The organism is Mycobacterium paraterrae (genome assembly GCF_022430545.2).
Lineage (GTDB): Bacteria > Actinomycetota > Actinomycetes > Mycobacteriales > Mycobacteriaceae > Mycobacterium > Mycobacterium paraterrae.
Map to the genome: position 1 here is coordinate 670,171 of NZ_CP092488.2, position 24,791 is coordinate 694,961.

Here is a 24,791-nt window from a genome sequence, read left to right on the forward strand (position 1 = left end):
CTTAACCTCTGCTGCCTGTCGCCCAGATCTTCTCGAAGGCACCGATCGAGTCGGTGGTGCCGTGGTTCGAGAAGAGCTCGAAAGTTGCGTAGCTGCCTTGCCATTCGGAAATCCGCGGATCGGTCACGACCTGGTGTGTGCCGGGTAGGTCCACCGTGACCTGATCGCCGTTGATGGTCAGGCGCGCGTCGTACGCGGTTTTGCCGTCGACGGTCAACGGGTGCTTGAAGCTGTTTGCACCTACTACCTCCAACGGCGAGGTGTCGGTACGCGAGACGGCGATGTTCCAGTTGATCGGCGTCACAACGAAGTTGATTGCCAGCGGCCTGGTCATCGGTGGAACGCGGTGTTCGATGCCCCTGGACACCACGAGGGTGATGGCACCGGGGGTGCCCGCGCCGGGCCGGAACACGAACCGTGCACCGATGCCTTTCACCGACGAGCCGAGGTCGGGGGAACTGTAGAATGCCGCGGCACTGCCATCGGTCGTCGGCCGATAGGTCAACCGGCCGTGCTCGATTCGCAGGCGATCGCCTTCGTCGTCGGGGCTTGCGATGACGCTGGCCGGCTGGCCGCCGTCGAACCGCCGTGGCGCCGGCCCCTCAGGCTGGCCGGTGAAATCCGCCTCGACGCGAATGCCCGGTGGGCCCAGCGGTGCGTTCTCCCGGACGAAGCCCCACCACAGAGTCGCGGCAACCACGACCGCCAGCACCGCGGCCAGTACGACCTGGACGGCAGAGCCGGAGGAACGGTTGGCCTTGAGCGTGATCATTCGCTGCTGCCATATACGACGTCGCGATAAGCCTGTTCCAATTCCGCTCCGACAGCGGCGATACCGAACGCGGACTGGGCCGCTGACCGAGCACGTCGGCCCATTGCCCGCGCACCGGATCGATCGGCGAGCACATCGGAAATGGCTTGCGCGAAGCCTTCCGGACCGTCGTCGACCACCACACCGCAGCGGTGAGTCTCCACGAAGTCCGCCAGCCCGTTGTCCTGCCGGATGACGACGGGGATACCGAGCATCATCGCCTCGAGAACCGTCATCGGAAACGGTTCCCGCACGGACGGCAGCACGTAGACAGCTGCGCACGACATCCGGTCACCGGTTCGGTCCGGTTCCACCGCGGGCTCTCGTCGAATGCGATTCTCGCCGAAGCCTTCCGAGCGCGCCTGCGCGATGATCGCGTCGACACCGGCTTCGGCTCCGGCTGGCGGCCCCACCACGACGAAGCGGGCATCCGCCCCCGATCGCAGCAGCGACAGCGCAGCCTGCGCGAACACCTCGGGTCGCTTGCGCTCGTGCAGCCTGGCCAGGAAAAGCACCTCCGGAAGCGTGTCCAAGGTCCGCACCGTCGGCGCCGTCGGCGTCGGGACCCCGTTCCGCAGTTCGCGGAGCCGAAGTTCGGTCCCGGCTACCTCGAGCAGCTGTTTGCGTTCGGTCGAGTTCAGGTGAAAATGCGTCGCGGCGGAGCGAAGCAGCTTGACCGTCCACCACCTGTCGATCAACCGCGCGAGTGGATGGTTGCGCGGTGCGATCATGCCGTGCGTCTGCACGACGTACGGGATGCCCATCCGGTGCAGTCGCGCCGCCACCGGCAGCGTGACCAGGTCGCGCGCGAGGTGGATGTGCACGATGTCGAACTTGGCTGCGTGCTCATCGATCCAGCGACCGAGTGCCGGTGCATACGTTGGCGCGTGCCCGAACCCCGGCAGCACCCGTCGGGCCGGAAACAGCCGCGCGGGCACGCCGCCGAGTGCGGTTGGCGGTTCGTCGAATCCCTTGAAGCCAGCGGCGATCGTCGCATCGTGGCCCTGATCGCGCAGTGTCGAACACAAGTTGACCGCGACCCGGGTCGGTCCGCCGAACGCGCCGTCCGGAGTCACCAACGTCACCACGTGCAGCACTTTCATCGGTCCGGCACCAGTCTGGAAGGCGAGTCGGCCAGGTGATGGCACCAGGCGTCGAATCGACCGATTGCCGCGCCGCGATCGAGCGTGCTCTGTGCGTACCGTTTGCCGGCCTCACCGAACCGCACCGCGTTGGCCTTGTCCCGCGCGACCGTCAGCGCAGCGTCGATCAAGGCTCGAGGATCCGCGGGTGCCACGATCACGCCCGCCCCCGCAGCTCTGACTTCGGTTGCCGCACCGCTCGATTGATCGGTCGCAGCGACTATTGGCTTTCCGGTGGTGAAGTAGGTGGTGAGTTTGCTTGGCACCGCCATGTCCCCGACGCCAGGCTTCTCGTTGAGCAGCAGGACATCCGCTGCGTGGAGCAATTCGCGAAACTCTGTGTCCGGCAGCGGCTTGATGAACTCGAGCGCGCCGACACCGCTGCCCTGTTGTTGCAGCACACGCCGCTGGTTGCCGTCACCGAGCAACACGAACCGGATAGTCCCCGGCGAGAGCTCTGACGTCGCCAGGCGGGCGGCGGCGATGACGTTCTCGAGGCCCTGTTTCGCGCCCATGTTCCCCGCGTGTACGACGACCACTTCGTCGGGACGCCAGCCGTATTGTCGACGGACTTCCATCGAGTCGGCCGGAGTCGGGCTGCCTGAAGCGGCGATGTGCGTCCAGTTCCTGATCACGGTCAGCGCACCACTGTCGACACCGGCCTCGTTGAGCACCGGTACGAAGCGATCGTGGATGACAGACACTCCCGATGCGGCGCGCAACACACGCCCCTCGAATTGCGCCGCCAGCTTGGCTGACCGACCGTGCATCGCGCCCGTCTCGACGACTCCCTTGCCGTAGAGGTCTTGCACGACGATGCCGACGGGCACGCCGCGTAACCGGGCCGCGGCAACAACACCGGCGGTGGACAGCAGCGCCGGACTGACCGCGATGACCACCGACGGTCGACCGAACCCGGTGGTCAGCACCGCCCTGGCGAAGCTGGCTTCCATCCTGATCCGTCCGCCGGGCGTGGGCTTCTCGGGCACGTAATGCTTGAGCCGGTGAATCGTGACGCCGTTGGCGGTTTCGCGGTACGACCGCTGCGAACGGTAACCGTCGTAGATCCGCCATTCCGGGTAGTGCGGCAGCCCCGTCACGACCTCGACATCATGGCCTTGCGCCGCAAGGCCTTCGGCCATTCCGGTGGTGTAGGGCGCGATGCCCGTCACCTCCGGGAAGTAGTTGATCCCGACGATCGTGATCTTCATGACGCGACCGCCGCGCGTGGCGCCAGAACCGTCGCGCCCTCGACGACGTCGCGGGCGACCAGGGCGGTAGCACCCACAGTCGCCCCGTCGGCCACCCGAACGCCGCGCAGGATTGTCGCGCGCGTCGCGATCCACACCGAGTCGCCGATCACAATCGGGCCGTTGTCGAACTCGAAGCTCGGGCTGAACCGGTCGTGGCTGCCCGCGCACAATAGGACACCTTGCGAAATACAGGTATTCGAGCCGATCGTCACCGGCTCGAGGTTGAGGATCCAGGCCGACTCGCCGATCCACGTGTCGCGCCCGATGTCCAACTTCCACGGCCAGTGGATCTTGACGTCGTGCCGGATCAGGGTGCCCGCCCCGATCCGCGCGCCGAAGGCGCGAAGGATGGCTAATCGCAGGCGATTCGGGCACCACCACTGCATGACGACGGACCGCGAGATCAGCATCCACAGCAACTGCAGCGGCCAGGGCCTACCCTTGCTGTAGTTCTCACCGGTGAACTCGGCCAGTGCGAATCGGCCGCTGGGAGAAACCGGTCGGACCACGTCAATGCGTTGCGTCACAAGGACACCCGCAACGCTCGAGCCGGCGCCGACACCATGTCGCCCCTCCTGAAGAAACGGAGGCCGACCAGCGATCCGCCGCGTATGCAGCGCCGCCCGGAAGCCCCCGACCGTGGATATACCGATGATGCACTTGGCCGCCACTATACATACTTCTTGGCAGCATGTACATTCCTCAACTAACTAGAAGTATCTTCATTCCGTGCAAAGCGTTCGTATGTTCGGTAACTTCTAGTCAGAACAAACCGATGGGCAGCCGGGTGTCTCGGCCGACCGGGCGGACTTTTAAAAATAGGCGCTAGACCAGCGACAAGGCGGGGAAAAGTGAGTGCTACTAGATACGACGTCGGGATCGTCGGGCTGGGATATGTCGGGCTGACGCTGGCGACGGTGCTGGCTGAGACCGGCAAGACGGTCATCGGGATCGAGAAACGACCTGAGGTGGTCGCCAAGACCAACCGTGGCATCCCACATTTTTCTGAAACCGGCCTGGAAGACGCGCTGAGCCGGGTTGTCGAGTCCGGAAAGCTGGCCGCCAGTGAGCAATTCCCCGAAGACGCGGTATGCGACACCTACATCATCACCGTCGGGACACCCCTGTCGGGTACGGGCGTGGCACGGCTGGACATGATTGAAGCCGCGGCCGGCCAGGTCGCCGCGAACATGACCGACGGCGCGCTCGTCGTGCTGCGATCCACGGTGAAAATCGGGACCACCCGTGACGTGGTGTCACCGATTCTCGCTGCGTCGGGCAAGCGGTTCGACATCGCGATGTGCCCCGAACGCACGCTGGAGGGCAATGCCCTGCTCGAGTTGCGAGAACTTCCGCAGATCGTCGGCGCGGACGAGCCGACGTCAGCCGACCGGGCTTCGGCGCTGTTCCGGTCGCTGACCAACTCGGTCGTGCAGGTATCCAGCCCGGAGACGGCCGAGATCATCAAGCTGGTCGACAACACCTATCGTGACGTGCAATTCGGCTTCGCCAACGAGGTCGCCCGGGTCTGCGACGCATACGCCGTCAAGGCTCACGAAGTGATCTCGGCCGGCAAGCTCGGCTACCGGCGCACAAACGTCGCGCTGCCGGGACTGGTCGGGGGCCCATGCCTGGAAAAGGACCCGCACATCTTGGCGCAGAGCGCGCGCGAGCGCGGCATCGAACTCGAAATCACAAGTGCCAGCAGGCACGTCAACGAGCGCCAGCCCGCCGAGACGGTGCGGTTCATCGTCGATCAGGTCAACAAGCGAAACCTGGCGGTACCGTTGAAGATCAATATTCTGGGCATGGCATTCAAGGGCGTTCCCGCGACCGACGACCTACGCGGTTCGATGTCGGTGAAGGTTCTCGACGAGCTCAAAAAGGCCTTCCCGGACTGCAAGATCGGGCTCTACGACCCGGTCATCGAGCCCGACGAGCTCGCCGCCACCTTCCCCGACGAGCAGGTGTTCGCCCGTGTCGGCGACGCGATCAGCGGCGGCGCCGACGTCGTCGTCATCGCCAACAACCACCCGGCACTGGGACGTATCTCGCCGCGCACCATGAGCGAATTCATTGAGCCCCAAGGTTTTGTCTTCGACTACTGGAACCACTTCGGACATCTGCCCGACTCGGAGCTGGGCGACTCCTATTTCGCAGTCGGCAACAGCGGACAGGTGATCTGATGTCGCAACGTGTGGTGGTCACCGGAGGCACCGGCTTCATCGGGTCATACCTGGTGCGGCGGCTGGTACGGGACGGCTGGAATGTCGGGGTCGTTGACACCTCGGTCCGGGGTGACCTCGGTCGGCTGGCCCCGGTCGCCGACGACATCGAACTCTTCTCATGCGACGTGCGTGACGAGGACAGCCTCGTGCACGCCTTCACCGGTGCCGAGGTCGTCATGCACCTCGCGGCGATCAACGGGACCGAAAACTTCTACAAGCATCCGGAGCTGGTGCTCGACGTCGGCATCCGCGGTGCCATCGCAGTGGTCAATGCCGGCCGGAGCGCCGGTGTTCCCAACTTGGTCGCCGCGTCGAGCGCCGAGGTATATCAGACCCCGGCTGTTGTGCCGACATCCGAGGACATTTCGCTGACGCTGCCGGATAGTCTGAACCCGCGCTACTCCTACGGCGGGTCAAAAATCGCGACCGAGCTGATCTGTTTCAACTACGCGCAGGAACACTATCGCAGTGTGCAGGTGTTCCGCCCGCACAACGTGTACGGGCCTGACATGGGCCGAAAGCACGTCATCCCGCAGTTCATCCTGCGGGCCGCAGCCGAATACGACTCGGAACACGGCCTGCCCGTACCGTTCCCGATTCAAGGCGACGGCAGCGAGACCCGGGCCTTCTGCTTCGTCGAGGACATCGTCGATGGCATCTTGGCCATGTACGCCCGCGGTGGGCACCGGGAGGTGTTCCACATCGGCAACGACGAAGAGGTGACGATCGGCGACCTCGCCCGGCGAGTGGGCAAGCAGGTCGGTGTCGAGTTGGACATCCTGCCCGGCGCCGCACCGGAAGGCGGTACTCCCCGGCGGTGCCCGGACATCTCGAAGATGCGCGCGCTCGGTTACCAACCGGCGGTCAGCCTCGACGAAGGCCTCGAACGCACCGTCGCCTGGTACCTCGACAACCGCAACGACGTCGCGAACGCGCTGATATGACCATGGACAGGGAAGCGCGGATCTACGTTGCGGGCCACCGGGGCATGGTCGGCTCCGCGATCACCAGAAAATTGATCGACCAGGGCTACCGCGACGTGCTGACCCGCACCCACGCTGAGCTGCCACTCGACGACGCGGTGGCGGTCGAAGAGTTCTTCGCTGCGCAGCGGCCGCAGTATGTCGTGCTGGCTGCCGCGAAAGTTGGTGGAATACAGGCAAATGCGACACGAGGCGCGGAATTCATTCGCGACAACCTGGCGATCCAGACCAATGTGATCGACGCGGCCTATCGCCATGGCGCCCGCAAGTTGCTGTTTCTGGGTTCGAGCTGCATTTATCCCAAGCACGCCGAGCAGCCCATCGTCGAGGAGGCGTTGCTCACCGGGCCGCTCGAGGAGACCAACCTGCCGTATGCGGTCGCAAAGATCGCCGGGAAGACGATGTGCGACGCCTACGCCAAACAGTACGGCTTCGGCGCCTTCACCGTAATGCCCTGCAACGTCTACGGGGTCGGCGACAATTTCCACCCCGAGCATTCACACGTGATCGCCGGCATGATGCGCCGTTTTCATGAGGCCAAGGTGTCAGGCTCGGACCGCGTGACGGTGTGGGGCACCGGCTCGCCACTGCGCGAGCTGATCGACGCCGACGACCTTGCGGATGCGTGCGTCTTCCTGCTGCGCCACTACGACGGCGCAGACATGGTCAATGCCGGCTCCGGGCAGGAGATTTCGATCCGCGACCTCGCGCTGTTGATGAAGTCGGTCGTTGAGTTCGACGGCGACGTGCATTTCGATGCGGGCAAACCGGACGGGACGCCCCGCAAGCTCATGGACAACAGCAAGTTGTCGGCACTGGGCTGGCGACCGTCGCTGACCGTCGAGGCCGGTATCGCCAAGATGTACCGGTGGTTCGTCGAGTCGGGAACGGCCGCCGAGCTGGAACGGTCTGAGCTGGTTGGCGCGCGGGGAGGCCGGCGACCGTGATTCAGACCCTGTTGTGGTTGTTGCCCGCCTTCCGCCTGAAGAACCGGCTACTGGGTCGCTACGGCCACGACATCCATCCCTCCGCTCATCTGGGCCCCAATCTCGTTGTCGGCGTGCGGAAGTTTCAGATCGGCGCCAACGCGGCGATCGGACCCTTCAACGTCATCCGCGGGATGGGCCTGGTCCGGATGAGCGAGTACGCGATCATCAACTCGTGGAATTGGATCTCCGCGCACCCGATCTACCAGACGATCGACCCCGAAGCCGGCACTTTGTTCCTTGGCACCTGCGCGAGGATCGGTAGCCGCAACTACCTGGACAGCTCCGGCACGATCGTGGTCAAGGCCTTCGCCTACGTCGGCGGCAACAAATGCGTACTGCAGACGCACGAACCACATTTCGCGACCGACGAGCAGTCGGTGGGACGTATCACCGTCGGCCACCACTCGATGGTCGGCACGCGAGCGGTCCTACTCAAAGGCGCGGCCCTGCCGGACCAGTCGTTGCTCGCCGCGAATTCGACTCTGGTGAGCGGGAAAAGCGATGGCCATCAAGGCCTGTACGCCGGCGCACCGGCAGTCTGGCGGAGGCCCGTCGACGGCGAATGGTTCACTCGCAACACCTACACCATGGGCGGACACCTGATTGAAGAACCGATGGGCGTACTACCCGAAGACCTCGACCATGACGGTTCGCCGGTGGTCGCCGATCGCACTGTCGTCATCGAGTTGTCCGGCGGACAACGAGCGTCAGGCGAGTAGCAGGGAACCCGGTCGCTACCACCGTCAGCACCGGTCGACGGTCATCGCCTTCACGATCCCGCCGAACTGATACAGGTAGAGGTACTGCCAGTACCACACCGGCAGGACATACTGTCGCGGAACAGCTTTGGCAGCAATCGATACCCCCGATAAACACCGGCGGAATATCAACCGGGCCCGCGGCAAGTGGTAGCGCCAGGTGACCAGCACGATCTTCGTCCAATGTCGCTCTCTGACCAACTGCCGCGTCAGCAGCGCTTCGCCGTGGGTGGTCGACGGCTCGGGCCGCACGCAGAGCACCTCCACCGATGCGTCGTGGCACACGCGGTTCATCACCTGGTCCGACGACGAGTACGGATTCGACAGCACCACGGTGGATGCGAGCCCGCTGCGGGCCAGAGCGAGGCCGTAATCCTCCCGTCCGTCATGCTCTCCGCCGAGCACCACGACGGCGTCGGCATGGGACGGCGGGCTGTCGACGGCGTTGCTGAAGATCGCGTAGCCCGCTACACCGTTCAGGGCCGCGGTCGCGGTGACCGAAGTGGTGATCACGATCCCTGCTCGACGCACACGCCAGAACGCGCCTGTTGCAGCGTTTTTCGACACGCTAGCGAAGACCTCCGACGACCCGGTACTGCAGGTCTTGCACGTAAGGGCTGTCGGTGACGGAGGCACCTGGCCGTGCCACCGCGACCGTTTCACCGTCGCGCTGCATCTGGGCCGAGACCGATCCGAGCGCTAGCGGGAAGGTGCAGATGCCCCGTCCCGCCGGAACGTGGCACGCATAGTGCTGGGTCCCGGCGGTGATCACGACATCGGAGGGGGCGGTCGCGAACGTCACCGCCTCGATCGTGTCGCGGGGTTGGCCGCTGCCGGGCAGCACGTGCATCGGCGCGATTTCGTGGAAGATCGTTCGGGCACTGACGAACTGGTCGCGGTAGGACAGGAAGATGGCGTCGCGTAGAACGCGGGGCCGGGTGCCGGATTTGAACCGGACGATGTCGTAGGCGTTCATGTCCAGAATCGACCAGCCGTGCATCACGGATGGTGCCATCGCGGTGGATTCTGCATAATCGTTCCACGTGACCAATTGCACCCACTGCGCCTGTTGCTGTTCGGCGAGTTGCCAGGCCAGCCGGTCGGTCACGCCGTTGTCAGATTCCTGGAAAATCCCGTCACGTGGTCGGCTGTCCTGAAAGGCGACCGGCTGCATCCACACTTTGCCGAGCCGATGTGTCCGGCGGATGACGTCCACAGCCGAGCCGCGGCCGACATCGGCCGTCGCCATCGCGCTCGGGCTGCGTCCACCCCAAATACTGAAGCCGTAGCTGACGTCGGCGAATTTCTCTGGATTGTCGTTGACGGCCAGAAACGTCGGAACGAACGCGACGTCGCGCCTGAGCTTCTCCCGCAGTAGGGCCAGGACGCTGCGCCACCAGTCCGGTGTCTGCGCGTCGGCGGCGAAGGCGCCGAGCACAGGACGGCCATCTGGCAGGCGGAACGCGGCCGGTGCGCTCAGATAGGGCGCGATGTTGGCCGCGAAGTCCGCGGGGCTCATCGCGCGGAAGGGACCCGTAACGTCGGCGGTGATCACAATGGTGAAATCCGTCACCGCGGCGGCGGCCCGCAGGATGAGGTCGGTCACGTCGGAGTCAGCGCGCGGACTGTACACGTCGACGGCAAACCCGTCGATGCCAACGCTTTTCGCCTGGCTGATCTCGGTGAGCAGGTCCGCCAGCTTCCAGTCGGCGCGATCGCTGTGGGCGCGAGGTAACGGCCTGTCCCGCAAGAATCCGCCGTAGGCGGCGTGTTTGCCGTCTTCGCCGTCGACCTTGAGATACTCCGTGGCGTAGTAGTCCTCGGCCCCGTCCTTGTTGTCGATGGATATCGGCAGGCTGGGCATGTAATGGGCGAAAACCTTGCGCGGACAAGGTTTCTCGAGCAGGTTGATCGGCAGGTAGGGGGTGAACACGGTCGGCAACGCGGGGGCTTGCCGGTAGTGGTGCGATGCGTAGGCGGTCACCAGGATCAGCACCAGCACCGGAATACCCACCCACTCGGACGCGCGCCGTGGGAATTGTCGCCTCACGATGGCACTGGCCGGCGGTTCGCGGTCTCACCCACGTAGGCCGTATGCGGGGGATGGCGGATGCCGTAGACGACCGCGAATCCTAGGGCGGTGCAGCTGATTCCATAGGCTACCGCCAGCGCGAGCGTGAGTGACATACGCCGGACGGCGGCGGAAGTTTTCACGACTGGACCCAGGGTCGTGCACAACGTCAGCGGTGCCGCGGCGCCGAGGAAGCCGAAAGCGGCTTCGGCCATCGGCGCCGTTGCACCGCGGCTCGCGGCCAACAACACACCGAGCAGGCCACAAACTACGCCGGTGTACGCGGCCGCCAGTGACGGGCTCATGTCACGGCGGCCGGCGAGCCAGGCGCACCCGGCCCCGGCCGCCGACCCCCACACGAACAAGGACGCCCCCACGGTCAGACCTCAACACCGTTCTCGGCGCTGGTATTTGACCGCGGCGGAGGCCGTACACAAGCCGAGTGCCAGGCCCGTTACGGCGGCGAAGAGGAAAGCTGCGACACCGAGGATCGATGGCGACGGAGTCGCCGTGGCCGCGCCCGCCGCTGCAGCACTCAGACTCGCGGCAGCTCCCGCGGCGCTGGTCAAAGCCGTCGCGGCCGCTGTGCGCCTCGACGCGACGAGCGTGCAACCGATCGCCGTCGCAGATATCGAGACCAAGGCCAGGGTGCTCACCGTCGAGCGGTTCCAGGTCTGATCGAACCAGTGGCGCGCGAGGCTACCGGACGAGGCACCGGCGACCGTCCATGCGAGCTCCCGCACATCATTCCCGTGTATTTTCACCATGCCCCACCCCATCGCGCCGCGCAATATCAGCTCGCCGACGTCCTTGCGTCCCGCAACGACTCGATCATCACGCTCGCGAGGTGACCTACCAGCGGCTCCTCCAGGATGGTGACGTGATCACCGCCAAGTCGATGCGCGGTGACCGTACCCTTGTGAAACTCTGCCCAGCCCAGCACATCCGACTCTGCGTCGAACGCGGTGCCATCGCTGACGAAGACATGCATCAATGCGTCGTGTCCCGGGAGCTGATAACGGCAGGCGATTTCGGTGGCGCCCTGGTAGTCGAAGTCGCGGTGCGGCCACAGCGCACCACTTCGAACCAGCCGAAGACCGACTTCCACATATTTAGCCAACTGTTCGCGGGCGGGCCGGCGACTGATCCGCCGGAGGCGCCACCGCAGGCTCTGGTGCTGCCGCTCCATCTCTGCCATCGATGGCGCCAGGCAGTCGACGATGCCCAGCCACTCGACGTCGCGTCCCGCTTCCATCGCCTGGCGGGCGATCTCGTACGCCACTGCCCCGCCGATGGAATAGCCGGCGAGCGCGAGGGGACCCTCAGGTTGACGCTCGCTGATCAACGAAAGCGCCTGATTAGCATGCTGTTCGACGGTCACCGACGGGTCGAACAGCCCCCCCGGCTGTTCGGGGATCAGCACGTGTACCGTTTGGTCGTCGGCCCACTGGTCCTTGAAATGCCGCACGCTGACTGCCGACGCAAGATCGGCGAACACGAAGTGCACCGGCCGATCCGAAGTGGTTTCGGCTGTGCCAGAGACACTCTCGCCATTGATCAACGCAGCCAGTCCTGCCACGGTCCTGCCACTGTCCAGGAAGGCCGCCAGCGCCGGGGCGTCACCGAACTCCCGCTGGACCTTGAAGATCAGTCGCGCGGCGAGCAGCGAATGGCCACCAATGTCGAAGAAGTCGGCGTTGACGTCGGTCACCGGCGCGGCCAGGAGCTCTTCCCAGAGCGCTGCGACCCGCACTTCCGTCTCGTCCCGCGGCGGCTGGACGGCACCGCGACCCGCCGCGGGTGATGCCGGCGTCGGCAATGCAGCCTTATCGAGCTTGCCGCTCGCGGTCGTCGGTAGCTCGGCGATGTAGGTGAACGAGCTCGGGATCATGTGTTCCGGTAGTCGACGGCGCAGCCAGTCACGCACATCGCCCTCGCGCGGGCAGCCGGGCCCGTCGACGAGGTACGCCGCCAGTTGCTTTTCGCCGTTGGGCCCCTCGTTGACGACGACGGCACACGAGGTGACGCCCGGGTGCTCACACAGGGTGGACTCGATCTCGCCTGGCTCGATGCGGAATCCGCGAATCTTGAGCTGGTCGTCGTAGCGGCCCAGGTGTTGGAGTCGGCCGTCGGGCAGGAACCTGCCCCGGTCGCCGGTCCGGTACATCCGGCCGCCGGGGTGGAAGGGATCCTCCCCGAAGCGGCGCGCCTGCTCGTCGGGACGGTTGTGGTAGCCACGAGCCACCGCGACCCCGCCGATGGCGATCTCGCCGGGCACCCCGACCGGTAGCAATCGGCCTTCAGAGTCGACGACGTACATCCGCACGTTCGAGAACGGCGTGCCGACCGTGACGGTATCGCCGTCGGCCAGCTTGACCACGGTGTCGATGATCGTCGCCTCGGTCGGGCCGTAGGTGTTCCACACCTGGCCACATCGTTGCAACAGCGCTTTAGCCAGACCGTCTGGCAACGTTTCGCCGATCGACGCGGCCGCGAGTCGGCGGTTGCCGCTCCAGCCCGAAGCAACCAGCGCTGCCCACGTCGTGGGCGTCGCCATCATGTAGGTGGCGCCGCTGTCGACGATGAGTTGGCCCAGGGCAACCGGTTCCGTCGCTTGCGCCGAGCTGGCCAGGACCAGCTTGGCACCGCACGCCAGTGCGCAGAAGATATCGCCGAGCGCGACGTCGAAGGATATCGACGCCACCGACAACACGGTGTCGTTGGCCGTGACACCCATTTCGCCGAACATGGTGTCCATCAGGTTCGCAACGCTGCGGTGCTCGACGAGCACTCCCTTGGGACGGCCGGTCGAGCCCGAGGTGTAGATCACGTACGCGAGGTCGTCGGGCGCGACGGCCACCTGAAGGGTCTGCGCGGGTATGGATGCGCGAAGGTCGATCACGACGGCGTCGTTGGCTTCCCAATCGACCGGCAATGGGTGGTCGGTCACGATCATGTCAGCGCCGGCATCGTTGACGCTGAAGCTGTTTCGAGCGGCCGGCTGGCGCGGGTCCAGCGGTAGGAAGGCCGCACCCGACTTCAGGATCCCGAGCAGAGTCGCGATCAAATCGGGACTCCGATCCAGCAGCACCGCGACAACCGAGCCCGGCTGGGCGCCGGCGGCGGCCAGCCGCGCGGCGATGGCGTTTGCCCGGTCGTCCAACTGTCGATACGTCACCGTGGCGTCGCCGACCTCGACCGCAACCGAATCGGGCGTTCGTTCGACTTGTGCGCTGACGATGTCGTGCACGGTGGGCGCGCCGGACGACGCGCTGCTGGTCGGGTTCCAGCCGAGCTGACGCTCGCGCTGTTCGGCGGTCAGCGAATCATGTTCTCCCATCGGCACTTCCGGAGCGAGGCCAACCTGCTCGAGTACGCGGCAGAAATGCCCCAGCATCGCGTGCGCCGTCTCCCGTTCGAACAGCTCCGTGCTGAAGAAGAATCGCCCCTCGATGCCGCCCTCGGGCCGCTCGTCCAGTTCGATGCTGAGGTCGAACTTCGACGACCCGAGCGCGTCGCGAACGGTGGTCTCCATCAGGTGCAGTGACCAGTCGTCGGCTGGTGATGCCAACTGCGGTTCGAGCGCCAGCGACGTTTGGAACAGCGGGTTGCTGCGGGCATCGCGCGCGACACCGAGCCCGCTCACCAATGTCTCGAACGGCACCGCGTCGCTGACCGCCTCGGTGATCACGCGACCGGTCCGGCTGACCAGCGAGGTAAACGATTCGTCGGCCGACACGGCACAGCGCACGACGACCGGCGTGACCGCGTAGCCTGCGACCGAGAACAGGTCGCTGCGCTGACGCAGGTCGTGCGGGGTGCCGAAGACGACTTCGTCGGACTCGCTGTACAGGTGCAACCACCACGCGTAGGCGGCCGACAGCGCGTGGAACAGCGTGCCGCCCGCTGCGCGGGCGGCGGTGCGCAACCGTTCGACGGTGTCGTGGTCCACAGTCAGCGGAATCGTCCCGCCGTTGAACGTCTGCCGCGATGGCCGCGGATGGTCGAGCGGCAGCTGCGTGGATGCGATGTCCGCCAACCGATCGCGCCACCGTTCGATGCGTTTGGCCATCTCCGGCCCGCGAATCCAGTCCAGCTCCCATTGGGTGTAGTCGGCGTACTGCGCCTCCGGGTGTCGCAGCGCCGACGGCACGCCGGTGACGTGACTGCGGTACAACGCAACGAGTTCCGAGAACACCACCCGGTTCAGCGTCAATCCGTCCCAAATCATGTGGTGCAGGCCGATATAGAGCCGATAGTCGTTGTCGGCGAGGCGAACCAGCCGCGGACGGATCAGCGGTCCGTCGGTGAGGTCGTAGGGCCGCATCGAGTCGGCGGTGACGATTTCGACGGCTCGTGCGGCCGCATCCGCGGCATCGAGGCTCGCAAAGTCCGACACGGGCAGGTCGACTTGCACTGGTTCGCAGACGATTTGATGCGGCACGCCGTCGATCAGATCGAACGTGGTTCGCAACGCCTCGTGTCGCGCTACCACCTCACTGAATGCCCGGCGCAACGCGTCGATGTCCAGCGCGCCGGCTTTGCGGATCTCGACCACTTCGCTCAGCATCAGCGAATCCGGCGCGAGTTGGCTTTGATACCACATTTGCGACTGGGATGCCGAGAGCGGCATTGGACCAGACACTGTGACCGGGTTGAGTGTGGCCGGCTCGGTGACGGCACGGTTCGAGCCGGCGGCCAGGATGCGTCGTTCAAGGAGAGCACGGCGGATTTCGCTGAGCCGCGCAGCTTCGTCGGTGCCGATGCTTGTCATAGCTGCCACCTAATCGGGAGTTTCTCGAGCCCACGGAGCTTAAGATTGGCGCGCCACTGTAGGGGACCGCCGCACAGTTCGAGGCCGGGCAGGCGACTGAGCAAGGCATCGAAGGCGATTTGGGCCTCGATCCGGCCCAGCGGGGCACCGAAGCAGAAGTGCGGACCCCACCCGAATGCCAAGTGCCGGTTGTCGTGTCGGGTCAGGTCGAGCCGATTCGGGTCGGTGAAGCGGGCCGGGTCGCGGTTGGCGGCACCCATCACTGCGATCACCGACTGACCCTGCTCGATCGGTTGACCGCCGAGCACCAGGTCTTCGGGCGCGATCCGGGTGGTCTGTTGACTCGGGCTCTCGAAGCGCAGCAATTCCTCGATCGCGGCAGGCAGCATGCTCGGGTCGCCGCGCAGCTGCTCGAGCGCGGAGGGGTTGCGTAGCAAAGTCACCAGGCCGTTGCCGATCAGGTTGGTGGTCGTCTCCATGGCGCCCACCATCGTGATGATCGTATTGGCGATCACCTCTTCCCGGGTGAGCCGATCTCCTTGCACGCGGGCCTGACTCAGCAATCCGATGAGTCCCGTGCTGGGTGCGTCGGCGTTCTCTGTCAGCGCCCGCTGCAAGTACTCGGTCATGTCCGAGGTTGCCGTCAGCACCTCGTCGATGCCGTCCGGATTGTTCTGGAAGTTACCCAGGATCTGAGCGAACGTCTGCGACCACTCTTTGAGCTGCTCGTGATCGTGGGTGGGCAGCCCCAGCATTTTTGCGCTGACGATCGCGGGCAGCGGGCCAGCGAAATCGCTCATCAAGTCCATCTCGCCGTATGCGATGACCCGGTCGATCAGACCGTCTGCAATGCTGCGGATCTGCTCGCGCAGTGCCTCGACGCGGCGAGCGGTGAACGCGTGCGATGCCAGGGCGCGGACTCTGCGGTGTTGATGTGAGTCCATGAAAAGCATTTGCTTGACCATGATCTCGGCCACCGGCGCGAGGCGCTGCATACCGAGTTCGGCCAGCCGGTCGGGGCTGGGTGTGCACTCGGCCCCGAAGCGCCCCAATACCTCGACGACGTCGTCGTAGCGGGTGAGCACCCAGGCGTGCAGGAACCGATCCCACAGCACCGGGGACTCCTGCCGCAATTGGGCGTAGAGCGGGTAGGGGTTGGCCAGAACATCGGGGTCGAGCAGGTGGTACAGGCTCAGTGATCCGGTGCGCGTGGTCATCCCGCGAGCTCTTCGTCAAGGGTTCCGTCGAAGCCCATCACCGCGCTCGCTTCGAGCAGCTCGTCGTCGCTCATGGCTTCGATGTCGGCCATCAGCAGACGCTCGACCTCTACTGCCATCTCAGCCACCGTGGGGTTGTCGAAGACCGAACGCAGCGGAACCTCGATGCCGAACCGCTCCCCGATCCGGACCGACAACTGCGCACCCAACATCGAGTGCCCACCGAGGGCAAAGAAGTCCTCGTCGATCCCGATTGCGGGCAACCAGAGCCGCTCGGCAACGATACCGGCCAGGATTTCCTCAAGGTCGTTTCGCGGAGGTGTCAACTGATCGCGGCCGGCGATTTGCGAACCGCGCTCGCGCAACGCCTTCCGATCGATCTTGCCGTTCGTGTTGACCGGCAGCTCGTCCAGCATCGTGCAATCGGACGGAATCATGTGCTCAGGCAACCGCTTCGAGAGAAATTCACGGAGCTCCGCGGTGGCGGGTGCACGCCCCGCAGCCCCGACGATGAAGGCGCGGAGCCGTTGCGATCCGTTGTGACCGACCGCGACGACCGCGCTCGTGCGCACTTTCGGGTGCTGGTCGAGCACCGCGGCGATCTCGCCGAGCTCGATCCGTAGACCGCGAATGTTGACCTGCTCGTCGAGCCGCCCCAGGTGAATGAGTTCGCCGCCGGGACCGATACGCACCAAATCGCCGGTCCGGTAACGGCGGCACCCTGCAGCGTCGAGGAAGAACCGGCCCTGGTTGTGCACCGGATGGCCGACGTAGCCACGACCAACCGATACTCCACCGATGATGAGCTCACCCTCACCACCGGCCGGCACGGGCTGACCATTGCGATCCACCACGCTCAACGTGACGCCGGTGATGGCAGTGCCCAGTGTCGGAAGCTCAGCCGATTCTCCGGCGACACCGGACGGCACGACCGTTCCGGACGTCGACACCACGCCGGCCTCCGAGACACCGTAATTGTTGACAAGACGAAACGGCAGGTCCGCGCGCGGGCGTCGGTGCAGCACGTCGCCGCCGGTGAGCATCACTCGCAAAGCTGCGGTAGCAGGCCAGTCGAGGCTGAGAAGTTCCTCGCAGAGCGAGGTCGGGACAAAAGTTGTCGTAATGCGTTGCTCGACCAGCCAATCGCGTAGCGCGACCGGATCGGTCTTGACGCTCTCGGGAGGGATGACCAGGCAGGCACCAAGCGCCAGGCAAGACCAGATCTCCCACACCGCGGCGTCGAAACCCGGGCTTGATATCAGTGCGCATCGATCGGAATGGGTTGTCTCGAAGGCCTTTTCGTGCCAGTCGACGAGATTGCCGAGGCTGCCGTGCTCGATGAGCACACCCTTGGGGCGTCCGGTCGATCCTGACGTGAAGACGATGTAGGCGGGGTCGCCGGTCGCGAGCGTGCCGCACGCGGCTGGGGCTGCTCCGACGGGTTGCGCCGGATCCACCGTGCGTACGGCATCGAGGCGCGTCGCGGTATCCGCCTGTGCAACGAGAACTTGCGCACCCGATTCGCCGATCATGTAGCTGAGTCGGTCATTGGGATACGCCGGGTCGAGCGCCACGTAGCAACCACCCGCAGCAAGGATGCCCAGTGCAGCGACCACGAGGTCACGAGAGCGGGGCACGCACAGTGCAACCGGATCGCCTGGCAGCACGCCGATCTCGTGCAACCGCCCGGCCAGCGCCAGGGCGCGTGACCACAATTCGCCGTAGGACAGGTCGCCGTCCAATGCCGTCAAAGCTGGTGCCCCCGAGCGTTCGTGTGCGAAGCGTTCGAGTCGCGACACGACGTCGAGTGGATGGTCACTCATGTTTCTCTTACCCTTCCCGAGCGCCCAAAGGGCTGCCCCACGCTCGGATTGCCCCGGGGCCGGCGGTGTGATGAAAGTGCTGTCAGGCCCAGCTGGATCCGACGGCGGAGTCGGTGGACGACATGTTGTTGCCTGCCGTCTGGACCTTTTGGCCGTGGGAGTTGGCTTGTTCGTAGATGACCTGGAAGTTGCGGCCCAACTGGGTGATGAACTCCTGGCAGGCCACCGAACCCGAGCCACCCCAGAAGTCACCGGCGGCCAGCACATCGCGAACGATGCTTTGGTGCTCGGCCTCCAGGGAGGCGGCCTGGGCGCGGATCAGGGCGCCGTGGGCATCCACGTCACCGAACTGGTAGCTGATCGACATGAGTGTTCTCCTAAGTAGTTTCGGTGTCGGTGGATTAGCTGGACAGGATCTGCTGCGAGGCCTGCTCTTGGGCTTCGTAGTTGTTCGCGTCGCGAATCAACCCGTCCCGGACACCGTGCAGCATGTTCACGATGTTGCGGAACGCGGTGTTCATCTGACCCATCGTGTCGTAGGAGGTGGCCTGAGCGGTACCGCTCCAGCCGGCGCCGGCGATGTTCTGGCTCGACGCCCACATCTTGCGGGCCTCGTCCTCTACGGTCTGCGCGTGGACGTCGAAACGTCCCGCCATCGCCCGCATTTCGTGCGGGTCAGTCATAAAACGAGTAGGCATAACTTCTTCTCCTTGGTTGAGGTAGTCGGCGAAAGTGGTTGATGCCAAAGATGGTCAGCGCGGACCGTGTCCGTTGCCGTTTTGGCCGTACCCGTTATGGCCGTTGTATCCGTTGTGCCCGCCGTATCCGTTGTGGCCGTTATAGCCATTGCCGTTTGGTTCGTTGTTGGGCAGATAGACGATGTGCGGCGTGTAGCCCGGAGCTGGCGGAAGTCCTGCTGGCATTCCGTATCCGCCGGCCGGGGCCATCGGGGCGGATGGGTAGCCGGCGCCCGGCGAACGCGTCAGCACCTTGAGTCGTGGGCCGTACTTGGAGGCGACCGCGCCGCCCACGCCGGCCGCGGCTGCGACTCCGGCCGCCCGACCCAGCCCGCCGGGCAGCACCGGAAGGCCGAACGGGAATCCCTCCCCCACCTCGGCGGAGAGGCCGGGTAGCGGGGTAGCCAGCGGCATCCCGGCCAGCCAGGTCGGCGTCGCGGCCATGCCCCAGCTCGGTGGCACCGATAGTGCGCCGACCGATGCGGCGGCTCCCATGCCGGCCAAACCGCTCGCGCCACTGGCGAATCCGCCGACGGCTCCGCCCATCGACGCCGCGGCGCCACCCGCCGCGGCTGCAGCGGCGGGAGCTGCGGCGGCTGCAACCGGCATCATGGCCTGGTTGATGGCGGTGCTGATCGGCGTACCCATGAGAGGTCCCATCGCATCGAGACCCATGAACAGTCCGAAGAGCCCGATGTAGTTGTAGACGTCTCCGAGCAGGGTCGACGAATCCAGTCCGGGTAAGCCGGTCGACGAAGTCGTCGCCGAGGTGCCCGCCGACGTCAGGCTGTTGAGAACGTCGGTGAACAACGTCGACAGCGAGGTCGATGACGCGGCGGGCGTCGAGAGGTTCTGCAGGCCGCCCGGGACGTTCGCGACCAACTGAGACAGCGCCGATTGCACGCCCGCGCCCGACGATGCCGCGGCGGATTGGGCGACGGCGGACGCCTGGTTCGCCGATCCCGCCGGATTCGTGGTCGCCGGCGGCGCCGTGATCGGCGTCAGCTGGGTGGCGGCTGCCGAGTTTCCGGCGTACCCGTACATCGCGGCGGCGTCCTGTGCCCACATTTCGCCGTACTGCGCCTCGGTCATCGCGATGGCCGGGGTGTTCTGACCGAAAACGTTGGTAACGTTCAGCATCGCCAATTGTTCACGATTGGCCGCGATCATTTCCGGCGGCACCATCGCGGAGAACGCCGCCTGATATGCGCTCGCCGCCGAGCGGGCCTGGCCGGCCGTCTGTTCGGCCTGCTCGGCTGCGGAGTTCAGCCACGCCACATACGGCGTCACCGCATCCTCCATCGCCGCCGATGACGGACCTCGCCAGCTGTCGTCGGTCAGCTCGGACGTCACCGCCGCGTATGACAATGCCGTGGAACGCAATTCGGCCGCCAAGCCATCCCATGCCGACGCAGCAGCCAGCATCGAACTCGACCCGGGACCGGCATACATTCGCCCTGAGTTGACTTCTGGCGGTAGGCCCCCGAAATCCATGACCGAGTCCTCGTCGGCTCTACAGTGCCGCAGCCGCGTTGGCGGCCTCGGTTGAGGCATACGATTCGGCGCTGGCCCCGAGCGTTTGCACGAACATGTCATGGATAGCCGCCGCCTGGGCGCTCACCGCCTGGTAGAGCTGCGCGTGCGCGGCGAACTGCGCGGCGGTCAGGGCGGATACCTCGTCGGCTGCGGCCGGAACCACGCCGGTGGTGGGAGCCGCCGCGGCGGCATTTCCCGCAGCCATGGCGGAGCCGACGCCCTGCAGGGAACCGGCCGCTTCCCCCAGCGCCTCCGGCTGAGTAGTCACGAACGACATGTGCTCCTCCTTGCGGTAGGACCCGCGGCCTGCAAGCCCGAGCTTGTTAGATACCGTCCACCTTGTCATCCGTAGTATTACATACTATTTGACTGGTTACAAGCTGATATCTGTATACATAGTTTATGAATAGCTGATACCGCATGCAGGTCTGTCAACCGCTGTCTGCGAAGGCGTGGAGGACCGGGACGACGTCGGCGGTGAGCCAATCCTCGTTCTCCGATCGATCACCCGCCGTCGTTGCGATGTACTGAAGCCAGGCCAGCGCGATCGCAACCCGCTCGTCGAACGGGTCCGCACAGGCGCTCAGCGCAGTCAGCACGCGTCGTTCCGAGTCGGACAGGCCGCTCTCGACGCGCCGTCCGACTATCTCGCCGAGATCTGCTCCCTCGACTTGAGCGCTGGCGGCCAGCACCATCAAATACACGTCGACAAGCGCCGGGCGATCGCCACGGGCCTTATCCCAGGCCACGATGCGGTTGACCGGACCCTGCGGTCCCGCCATCCGCACCGACCTTGGGCTATACCCGCCGTGCGTCCAGCACACCGTCGTGCGCCGGCCGACGACGGCACGAGTCAGCATTGTTTCGAGCCGTTGCAACTCGGGCACCAATCCGGGATCGCGCCGGCGGCACGCGGCGACGAGGGTCGCGACCGGGCCGACAACCCACTGCCGTACCGCTGAGAGGTTGTCCACCACAATCGATCTGGCCGTCGCTCGGTGCAACGGAACGATCGCATGAAGCGCCATCGCGGTCAGTTCCTCGAACCGGTGCGGGTGGTCGGCAAGCACATCCGCCATGCGAATTCCGGGCCGGTAGGACTCGACGCAGACGGTCGCTTCGTTGCGCTCGTCGAAAGCCAAGACCCGCGGAACCAGTTCGCGCCACGCCTTGTCGAGTCCCGGTTGACTGACGACTTCGGCAACCAACCGGCGCTGCGTGCGTAATTCAGAGGCGCCGCGAAGATCGCGGGCGACCTTCATGATCGCGACCGCCGGTCCGCCCTCGGCACGCAACTGGCTGAGCCGGATCACCCGGCTCTCCATTCCGGTACCGGCATTCGGGCGAGACCGCGACAGCAGTCCGAGGAGGTGCTCAGAGGTGGCCGCGCGAGTCGTCACGGGTGCTTCACCCCGCTGCCGTTGCACAGCGACGCGACCGGCCGTTGAAGGGTTCGCGGCGACACCAGGCGGCCGCCCCATTCGCCGATGTTGCCGAGTTGGTCCGCCAACTCGGGTTCGAGGTCGCCCGACAGAGCCAGCACCACGTCTGGCTGGTCGGCTTCGATCCGCCTCGGGTCGTGAATCGGGATCCGGGTACCCGGCGTGAAGCAGCCGTGGCGGTAGGGGTCGCGATCGACGATGTACTCCACTAGGTCGCTTCGTATGCCGCAGTAATTGAGTAACGTGCCTCCAGAACAATGACTTCCGTAACCGACCACGCGCTCGCCGGCTGCGCGGCAGTCGAGCAGAAATCGAAGCAGATTCTGCCGGAGCGTTGCGGTGCGCGACCGTAGTTGGAGGTAACCCTCCACGCGGTGCAGTCCCGCCGCCTTCTCCACGCGCAGAACGTCGACGACCCGATCACTGGGCGGCGCCGCGGCGCGTGCCGGCCGGGCCCAGATGCGCAGTGAGCCGCCGCAAGTCGGCAGCAGCTCCGCGTCGACGACATTGAGTCCCGCGGTCGCCAGCGCGCGGGTCGCCGAAAGCAGGGTGTAGTAATGCACGTTGTCATGATCGATGGCATCGAACTGGCTCTCCTGCACCAGCTTCAGCGCGTGCCGTACCTCGATGCTCAGCCAGCCATCGTCGGCCAATAGTGCGCGCAGCGCCCGGGTGAAGCTGCGCAGATCCGAAATGCGCGAGTAGACGTTGTTCGCCACCAGCAGATCGGCCGGCCCGTGCTCACCCCGTATCTCTCGCGCCAGCGACTCGCTCAAAAACGCTGCGACCGTTTGCACTCCGCGATCGCGAGCGATCACCCCGACGTTGACGGACGGCTCGATGCCCAGACAAGGAATTCCCGCTGCGGCGACATGGCGAAGGAGATAACCATCGTTGCTGGCGACTTCGACAACGAACGAGTCGGATGAAAGTCGCAAGCGCTTGATGGTGTCGACGACGTACCTTTTTGCGTGCTCTGCCCAGGACTCCGAGAACGACGAGAAGTATGGGCGATCGTCGTCCACGACGCCCGGCCAGGTCAGCGCGGGAATTTGTAGCAGCAGGCAGTTCTCACACAACCGCAGATTCAGCGGGAAAGTCGGCTCGGCGAAATCGAGTTCACCCGGCGTGAGGAAGCTATTGCACGGTGGCGTCGCACCGAGGTCGAGCACACTTCGCAGACGCTCTGAATCGCAGAGCCGACAACGCAACTGCGTCAACGTAGTTGGCGTACCGTTAGCGGAATCACCTTTCATGACGAATTCCGTCGAAGCCCGGACCGCGGCGGGGGCACACCGCGGCCCGGGCGTTTCGGGGAGGTCCACGCCAACTCGAGGGTCACGCGCTCGGCTGCCTGCTGTGCAGCGAGGCCGACACCGGCCGAGTGGAGGGACCTGTCATCGAGGCCGCAGTGGGAAAAGACGCTGCGGCCGAGTGTGCGGTCGTTCATCAATATGCCCCGTCGCTGGCTACGACCGCCTTGAGAGTCTTTGCGATGAGCAGGAAGTCGCTCGCCATCGACCAGTTGTCGACGTAGGAAAGGTCCAAGCGCACCGATTCTTCCCACGGCAGATCCGAGCGTCCGTTTACCTGCCACAGGCCGGTGACACCCGGCTTGACCAGCAGGCGGCGCTTGACATCGCCGTCGTACTGCAACACTTCCCGTGGCAGCGGCGGCCGCGGACCGACCACGCTCATGTCCTGCTTGAGCACATTGATGAATTGCGGCAACTCGTCGATGCTGAACCGGCGAAGGATCCTGCCCACCGAGGTGACGCGGGGGTCCTCGCGGATCTTGAACAGCACTCCGCCTTCACTTTCGTTGAGTGCCAGCAATTGCGGAATCTGTCGGTCCGCACCGTCGACCATCGTGCGGAACTTGAGCATGGTGAACGGCTTTCCATCTAGGCCTATCCGCTCCGAGGGATAAAAGACCGGCCCCTTGCTGGACAGTTTGATGGCGATCGCCGCCGCAATGAGCAACGGTGCCGTCCCGATCAGCGCGGCTAGTGCGAAGCACGAGTCGAACGCGCGTTTCTGGAAGCTCTTGGCCCCTTGGTACTGCGGTTTCTCCACATGCAGGAGCGGAAAGCCAGCGACGGGTCGCAGCGCCAACCGACCCTCGGCGACATCCATCACCCCGGGGGCCACCACCAGGTCGACATCCATGGTCTCCAGTCGCCACATCAGCTGCCGAATCCCTTGTGCTCCAAAGCGTTCGGTTCCCGTCAGCGCAACGGTGTCGGCCTTGCAACGCGCGATTGCGGCGAGCGCGTGGGACTCGTCACCGAGGATCGGGATCTGTTGACCCCTGACCGCGAGGGCTTTGCCACGCGACGGCCCGTAACCCGGGATGCCGGCCCCGACGACCACGTAGCCGGCTCGGGGATTACGGGTCAACTCCTCGATGAGGTGCAAGACGCCCTTGCGATCTCCGATCGCGAGCACCATGGTCTGGTATTTACCGCGAACGCGTTGGCCGGCAATGTAGTAACGCCACAGCGCGCGGCTCGCCAGCAATCCGAGCGTGCCCACCGGTAGCGCCACAGCCAGGTAGCCGCGGGCCAGAAAGATCTTCGCCAGCAGGGTGACCATCGCGATGATCCCGAACGTCCAGAACGAGGCGCTGACGATGCGCCGGTATTCCTCGATCCCCGCCCCGATGATGCGAATGGAGCGTGCGCGGAACGCGGTGATCGAGGTGAGCCATAGCGCGGCGAACACAACGGAGAACACCGTCATCATCTCGCCGCTGTAGACCGACGCATGCGGTGAGTCACCGAATCGGACGAACTGGGCGAGGGCGACCGCGGCGCACACGATCACCGCATCGGTGAGGCGCAGGCGCCGCGAGTATTGGTACTGCCACCGACGGGCAGATTGTGAAGTGACGCTCTGCGTCTCAGGCAGCACGGGCGGCGCGAGGGTTTTCTGCAGAGGAACGTTCGGCGTGATCGAGATCGTCATAACGGCCTGTTTCCTGGCTGGCGGGTCGTCGAATGGCGGCACGGCGTTGTGTTCGAGTGG

At 65.3% G+C, this 24,791-nt stretch carries 21 protein-coding genes and 1 pseudogene; 5 read left to right on the top strand and 17 right to left on the bottom strand.

What is annotated here, in order from left to right; translation table 11 throughout:
* Position 1 precedes the first annotated feature (1 nt).
* The 4 genes from MKK62_RS03015 to MKK62_RS03030 are packed head-to-tail and all read right to left on the bottom strand — an operon-like array spanning position 2 to position 3,733.
* Positions 2-772: a hypothetical protein gene (locus MKK62_RS03015; protein ID WP_240262475.1), complete on the bottom strand. Its 771-nt coding sequence runs from the start codon at positions 770-772 to the stop codon at positions 2-4.
* Positions 769-1,914 (bottom strand): glycosyltransferase, encoded by a 1,146-nt coding sequence (locus MKK62_RS03020; RefSeq protein WP_240262474.1) that lies wholly within the window; start codon positions 1,912-1,914, stop codon positions 769-771. Before MKK62_RS03020 ends, MKK62_RS03015 begins: the two co-directional genes overlap by 4 nt.
* Complete coding sequence (locus MKK62_RS03025) at positions 1,911-3,164, bottom strand: WcaI family glycosyltransferase (protein ID WP_240262473.1); 1,254 nt, start codon at positions 3,162-3,164, stop codon at positions 1,911-1,913. The genes MKK62_RS03020 and MKK62_RS03025 overlap by 4 nt, the downstream gene beginning before the upstream one ends.
* A complete protein-coding gene (locus MKK62_RS03030) occupies positions 3,161-3,733 on the bottom strand; it encodes an LbetaH domain-containing protein (RefSeq protein WP_240262472.1) in 573 nt (190 codons plus the stop codon). The genes MKK62_RS03025 and MKK62_RS03030 overlap by 4 nt, the downstream gene beginning before the upstream one ends.
* Before the next feature lie 324 nt (positions 3,734-4,057).
* Between MKK62_RS03030 and MKK62_RS03035 the strand changes: the two genes are divergently transcribed.
* Genes MKK62_RS03035 through MKK62_RS03050 form a run of 4 tightly spaced genes read left to right on the top strand, consistent with a single transcriptional unit; the run spans position 4,058 to position 8,125 of the window.
* Positions 4,058-5,392: a nucleotide sugar dehydrogenase gene (locus MKK62_RS03035; protein ID WP_240262471.1), complete on the top strand. Its 1,335-nt coding sequence runs from the start codon at positions 4,058-4,060 to the stop codon at positions 5,390-5,392.
* Complete coding sequence (locus tag MKK62_RS03040; RefSeq protein WP_240262470.1) at positions 5,392-6,378, top strand: NAD-dependent epimerase/dehydratase family protein; 987 nt, start codon at positions 5,392-5,394, stop codon at positions 6,376-6,378. Before MKK62_RS03035 ends, MKK62_RS03040 begins: the two co-directional genes overlap by 1 nt.
* Complete coding sequence (locus MKK62_RS03045; protein WP_286670886.1) at positions 6,375-7,364, top strand: GDP-L-fucose synthase family protein; 990 nt, start codon at positions 6,375-6,377, stop codon at positions 7,362-7,364. The genes MKK62_RS03040 and MKK62_RS03045 overlap by 4 nt, the downstream gene beginning before the upstream one ends.
* A complete protein-coding gene (locus MKK62_RS03050) occupies positions 7,361-8,125 on the top strand; it encodes an LbetaH domain-containing protein (protein WP_240262469.1) in 765 nt (254 codons plus the stop codon). The genes MKK62_RS03045 and MKK62_RS03050 overlap by 4 nt, the downstream gene beginning before the upstream one ends.
* A gap of 24 nt (positions 8,126-8,149) precedes the next feature.
* On the opposite strand, the gene MKK62_RS03055 is transcribed toward MKK62_RS03050, so the two are convergent.
* From MKK62_RS03055 to MKK62_RS03065, 3 genes are read right to left on the bottom strand one after another with little or no spacing between them, the layout of a single operon-like run.
* Positions 8,150-8,677, bottom strand: coding sequence for a YdcF family protein (locus MKK62_RS03055; RefSeq protein WP_240262468.1), 528 nt, complete (start codon positions 8,675-8,677; stop codon positions 8,150-8,152).
* Between the two features lie 55 nt (positions 8,678-8,732).
* Positions 8,733-10,214 (bottom strand): glycoside hydrolase family 71 protein, encoded by a 1,482-nt coding sequence (locus MKK62_RS03060; protein WP_240262467.1) that lies wholly within the window; start codon positions 10,212-10,214, stop codon positions 8,733-8,735.
* Positions 10,211-10,612, bottom strand: a complete 402-nt coding sequence (locus tag MKK62_RS03065) for a hypothetical protein (RefSeq protein ID WP_240262466.1) — start codon at positions 10,610-10,612, stop codon at positions 10,211-10,213. The genes MKK62_RS03060 and MKK62_RS03065 overlap by 4 nt, the downstream gene beginning before the upstream one ends.
* 133 nt (positions 10,613-10,745) lie before the next feature.
* Here MKK62_RS03065 and MKK62_RS03070 point away from each other — a divergent pair, with 133 nt between their 5' ends.
* A complete protein-coding gene (locus tag MKK62_RS03070) occupies positions 10,746-10,913 on the top strand; it encodes a hypothetical protein (RefSeq protein WP_240262465.1) in 168 nt (55 codons plus the stop codon).
* A gap of 115 nt (positions 10,914-11,028) precedes the next feature.
* On the opposite strand, the gene MKK62_RS03075 is transcribed toward MKK62_RS03070, so the two are convergent.
* The 10 genes and pseudogenes from MKK62_RS03075 to MKK62_RS03120 form a co-directional block, all read right to left on the bottom strand.
* Positions 11,029-15,009, bottom strand: coding sequence for a non-ribosomal peptide synthetase (locus MKK62_RS03075; RefSeq protein WP_240262464.1), 3,981 nt, complete (start codon positions 15,007-15,009; stop codon positions 11,029-11,031).
* Positions 15,006-16,226, bottom strand: a complete 1,221-nt coding sequence (locus MKK62_RS03080) for a cytochrome P450 (protein ID WP_240262463.1) — start codon at positions 16,224-16,226, stop codon at positions 15,006-15,008. Before MKK62_RS03080 ends, MKK62_RS03075 begins: the two co-directional genes overlap by 4 nt.
* A complete protein-coding gene (locus MKK62_RS03085; RefSeq protein WP_240262462.1) occupies positions 16,223-18,049 on the bottom strand; it encodes a non-ribosomal peptide synthetase in 1,827 nt (608 codons plus the stop codon). Before MKK62_RS03085 ends, MKK62_RS03080 begins: the two co-directional genes overlap by 4 nt.
* An 82-nt stretch (positions 18,050-18,131) precedes the next feature.
* Positions 18,132-18,416: a WXG100 family type VII secretion target gene (locus MKK62_RS03090; RefSeq protein WP_067336045.1), complete on the bottom strand. Its 285-nt coding sequence runs from the start codon at positions 18,414-18,416 to the stop codon at positions 18,132-18,134.
* A 34-nt stretch (positions 18,417-18,450) separates the two neighbouring features.
* Positions 18,451-18,747, bottom strand: a complete 297-nt coding sequence (locus MKK62_RS03095) for a WXG100 family type VII secretion target (protein WP_240262461.1) — start codon at positions 18,745-18,747, stop codon at positions 18,451-18,453.
* A 264-nt stretch (positions 18,748-19,011) separates the two neighbouring features.
* Positions 19,012-20,280 (bottom strand): annotated as a pseudogene (locus MKK62_RS03100) (PPE family protein); the annotation flags it as partial.
* 19 nt (positions 20,281-20,299) lie between these two features.
* On the bottom strand, positions 20,300-20,599 hold the full coding sequence (locus MKK62_RS03105; RefSeq protein ID WP_240262460.1) for a PE family protein: 300 nt from the start codon (positions 20,597-20,599) through the stop codon (positions 20,300-20,302).
* A 154-nt stretch (positions 20,600-20,753) separates the two neighbouring features.
* The gene (locus tag MKK62_RS03110) at positions 20,754-21,722 is read right to left on the bottom strand and encodes a hypothetical protein (RefSeq protein ID WP_240262459.1); all 969 of its coding nucleotides are present in this window, start codon (positions 21,720-21,722) and stop codon (positions 20,754-20,756) included.
* Complete coding sequence (locus MKK62_RS03115) at positions 21,719-22,975, bottom strand: class I SAM-dependent methyltransferase (RefSeq protein ID WP_240263849.1); 1,257 nt, start codon at positions 22,973-22,975, stop codon at positions 21,719-21,721. Before MKK62_RS03115 ends, MKK62_RS03110 begins: the two co-directional genes overlap by 4 nt.
* 238 nt (positions 22,976-23,213) lie before the next feature.
* Positions 23,214-24,731, bottom strand: a complete 1,518-nt coding sequence (locus tag MKK62_RS03120; protein ID WP_240262458.1) for a sugar transferase — start codon at positions 24,729-24,731, stop codon at positions 23,214-23,216.
* Positions 24,732-24,791: the final 60 nt, after the last annotated feature.